General features: G+C 44.5%; 3 protein-coding genes. All 3 read right to left on the bottom strand.

The window, feature by feature from the left end:
- Nucleotides 1-844, bottom strand: an 844-nt coding sequence (locus LG34_RS15855; protein ID WP_109216938.1) for an Mrp/NBP35 family ATP-binding protein, incomplete at its 3' end; no start/stop codon positions are given.
- A gap of 225 nt (nucleotides 845-1,069) precedes the next feature.
- Nucleotides 1,070-2,164: an S-methyl-5-thioribose-1-phosphate isomerase gene (gene mtnA, locus LG34_RS15850; RefSeq protein WP_109216937.1), complete on the bottom strand. Its 1,095-nt coding sequence runs from the start codon at nucleotides 2,162-2,164 to the stop codon at nucleotides 1,070-1,072.
- Between the two features lie 184 nt (nucleotides 2,165-2,348).
- Nucleotides 2,349-3,620, bottom strand: a complete 1,272-nt coding sequence (locus tag LG34_RS15845; protein WP_109216936.1) for a peptidoglycan-binding protein — start codon at nucleotides 3,618-3,620, stop codon at nucleotides 2,349-2,351.
- Nucleotides 3,621-3,911: the final 291 nt, after the last annotated feature.

Here is a 3,911-nt window from a genome sequence, read left to right as displayed (position 1 = left end):
TATTTTCAATTTTCTTCACTGCATCTTCCAGATATGGATTATCTGCTTTGTAGAATAATCCCTGATCTGCCAGTTCTGCATAAGCCGGATCCAACGGCATTTTGCCAAGAACCTGCATTGCCAGCTCAGAAGCTACCTCATCAATATGACTCTCACCGAACAGTTTAATCTCTTTTCCACAATCCGGACATTTCAGATAGCTGTAATTTTCTACGACTCCAAGTACCGGAATGTTCATCATACCTGCCATATTGTAGGCTTTCTTTACGATCATCTGTACCAGTTCCTGCGGAGATGTCACGATCACGATACCATCCACCGGAAGAGACTGGAAAACAGTCAGCGGAACGTCACCGGTTCCTGGCGGCATGTCTACAAATAAATAATCAAGGTCGCCCCATACAACATCACTCCAGAACTGTTTTACGGTTCCTGCGATAACCGGGCCTCTCCAGATAACCGGAGCTTCCTCATCTTCCATCAGTAAGTTGATGGACATGATCTTGGTTCCGTCCTCTGCTGCGATCGGTAAAATTCCCATCTCGCTGCCCATAGCCGGTCCGTGTACACCAAACATTTTCGGGATGGACGGTCCTGTGATATCTGCATCCAGAATACCTACTTCGTATCCTTTTTTACGCATTGCAGTTGCCAAAGATGCGGTTACGAATGATTTTCCGACACCACCTTTACCACTGACAACACCGATTACTTTTTTTACGGATGAATACTCATTTAATTTTTCCTGAAAGCTCTGCGGCTGTTTGCTGCTTGGACATCCTTCACAGCTTTCGGAAGAACAGCTTCCTGCACTGCTGCAGCTGCTGCATGCACTGTCTGCCATATTTATACCTCCTGTGATTCTCAATAAGCATTATAATGATTCAGCATAGATTTATTATATCCTGCAACCAAATGCTGCTTGATATAAAAATAATTTTCTTTCCTGAGAACTTATCTCTGCTGAACCATCACTGCTTATTATACCCCACTCTTTCAAAAAAGTGAAGCATTTATTTCCTATATTCTACTAGGATTATAGGAAATTATACCATACGATTTGTTATACTTATTTATTTTTCTGAGCTGCCTCTTTTTTTGCAAAAATCTCTTTGAAAGATTCTGTGTAAGGAGGACGTGCGATACCGAACTCTGTTACGATACCTGCGATCAGCTCATGATCTGTTACGTCAAATGCCGGGTTGAACACTTTGACACCTTCCGGAGCCATGCGCTCTTTGTACCACATCTCTGTCACTTCTTCCGGTTTTCTCTGCTCGATCTTAATCTGATCACCGGTCGGTGTGTTCATATCGATGGTGGATGTCGGTGCTGCAATGTACATCGGCACATTGTACTGTTTTGCAACGGCTGCAACTACGGAAGTACCAATTTTATTTGCGGTATCGCCGTTTGCTGCCACGCGGTCACAACCTACGAAAATAGCGTCTACCCAACCATTTTTCATAACAGTTGCAGACATATTGTCACAGATCAGTGTTACGTCAACGCCGGAAGACTGAAGCTCGAAAGCAGTCAGACGTGCGCCCTGAAGCAGCGGTCTTGTCTCATCTGCAAATACGCGGAAATTGTAGCCACGCTCCTGTCCCAGATAGATCGGAGCTGTTGCTGTACCATATTTGCTTGTTGCAAGTTTTCCTGCATTGCAGTGTGTCAGAATACCATCACCCGGTTTTACCAGTGTCAGACCATACTCACCAATGGCTTTGCATACGCGGATATCCTCGTCCTGAATCTCGATGGACTCCTCTTTCAGAAGCTGTTTGATCTCAGAAACGGACTTGTCCGCATTGTTTAATACAACCTGCTCCATACGGTTTAATGCCCAGGAAAGGTTAACTGCTGTCGGACGGGAAGAATCCAGATATTCTTTCTGCTTCTTGAACTCTGCGTAAAACTCATCGTAGTTGTCTGTATCAATGCCTTTTGCCAGAACATAGATACCGTAAGCTGCTGCTACGCCGATGGCCGGAGCTCCACGTACCTGAAGCAGATAGATTGCATCCCAGATTTCCTGTGCAGTCTTTAATGCGATGATTTCTGTTGTTCCCGGTAATTTTGTCTGATCAATAATTACTACGGCACTGCTCTCATCGTCTAAGGAAACAGTATCGTAATCCATAATGTTTTTTTTCTGTTCCATTATTTATCCTCTTTCTGTTATTTTTCTGTCGTTTATGCCCTATTGTACATGAAATCGCAGAAAAATGCCAGAGGAATTATAATCTCTCCGGCATTTTCTTATTTAATTCTTCGCTACACATCCAGAGAATTCTTCCATGCAAGCATGATTATTTCCTGAATACATATAATAAGAACTTGTAAATCTAATTCAATTCTGCGATCCGCGTCACACCCACATAGATCTGAGAAATCTTATACCAGGTTGGGAAATCCACCACTCCAGACACCGGCAAATCAAAAATCCGCTGAAATGCTTCCACCGCTTCCCGGGTTCGTTCCCCGAAAACACCATCTGCGGTAATGGTTGGAATGGCAGGGTATGCCTGAGAAATCCGTGCAAGCTGCTGCTGCATCTGCCGCACTTTTGTTCCGGAAGATCCAACTGTCAGATCCGTTCCCGGCCAGGAAGATGGAATTCCTGCTATCTCCTCCGCGGAATTGATATAAATGCTGCTTCCGTAATAATAACGCAGAATCTCAATCGGACTGTAACCCTGATCTCCCAGATACCGCGATCCCCACTGAGTCATCCACCCGCTGCAGGTCACATTTTTACCATCACAATACTGTGTTAAAATCGGCTGCTGCACATTCGGGCGGGACAGATAATTGTTAAATATTTCGTCAACGATTCTGGAAATATTTCTGAAAATCGTACGACCAAAAGACCACTTCTGATCGTAAGCAGTAGAAGATGTAATGGTAAAATCGTAGCCTTTTCCTCTGTACCACTCCGTGTATACACGGTTCAGGGCAAAAGACATGATCGCCAGAATGTTTGCCCGTAGCGTTGCATCCGGCCAGGTCGAATAGATTTCACTGGAAGCTACATTTTTGATATAATCCCGGTAATGCACATAATAATCCTGTGCCCGGGTGTCTGTCGGTGGTCCGTCATGGACGATCACATACTCCGGAATTACTACACGGCTTAATACAATCTCTCCGGATTCATTGACCGGTTTTACTTCCTCCTCCGGAATCTTCGGTGGAAAATCACCCCACAGCGTATTCGGCGGAACAACAATATTTTCCTCCCCTTCTCCCTGCGAAATATCCAGCGGTTCCATGCGAATTTCCTGCAACGATGTTACGTCCGCAAAGACATCAACGGCTGACACCTCCACCGGACGATAACCATCTGCCTGTACGGTTACCGTATATTCTGAAAACGGCTGTGGCTGGTTTGGTTCCTGTGAATATTCCAGTGGCGGCGTGTCTAATGTCACCTCTTCCGTCTGACCGGAGGAATCCGTCTGCAATTCTTCTAATGTTCGCTGCCCTTCCCCTGTGTACGCAATGCTGACGCGCGCATTTACAACAGGCTGCAAACCCAATGTTGATGTTACATTGACTTGCAGCCTTCCTCTGTCCACATTTTCTGTTTGTTGTACGTGTAAACCTCTATCTGGCATAAAAACCTCGCGTAAAATCCTGTTTACCATAATGTATGCGTTGGTTTCGAAAAAATGTATTTATTTCGGGTATTGTATACCGAGGGCATTGGGAATTTTGTCTCCTCCGCTAGCAATCGCGTTCGGAGAAAAAATTTCCAGCGCCCTCTGATTTACACAGTGGAAGTCTCCACAAAATTACTTTTCACTTATATTTCATAATATACATAATGTAAAAATCTACCATATTCAAGAATGCTCCGGCATTCTTGTTGCGAGGTGCGCGTCATGCAATTGCATGACATACTTCAA

The sequence above is a fragment of the Eubacterium ramulus genome (assembly GCF_003122485.1).
Classification (GTDB): Bacteria; Bacillota; Clostridia; order Lachnospirales; family Lachnospiraceae; genus Eubacterium_I; species Eubacterium_I ramulus_A.
This window is presented reverse-complemented; position numbering and strand designations above follow the sequence as displayed.

What these genes read in the sequence shown, in the direction of transcription:
- mtnA (WP_109216937.1), bottom strand. Translation starts at nt 2,164, where the DNA reads ATGGAACAGAAAAAAAACATTATGGATTACGATACTGTTTCCTTAGAC.
- LG34_RS15845 (WP_109216936.1), bottom strand. Translation starts at nt 3,620, where the DNA reads ATGCCAGATAGAGGTTTACACGTACAACAAACAGAAAATGTGGACAGA.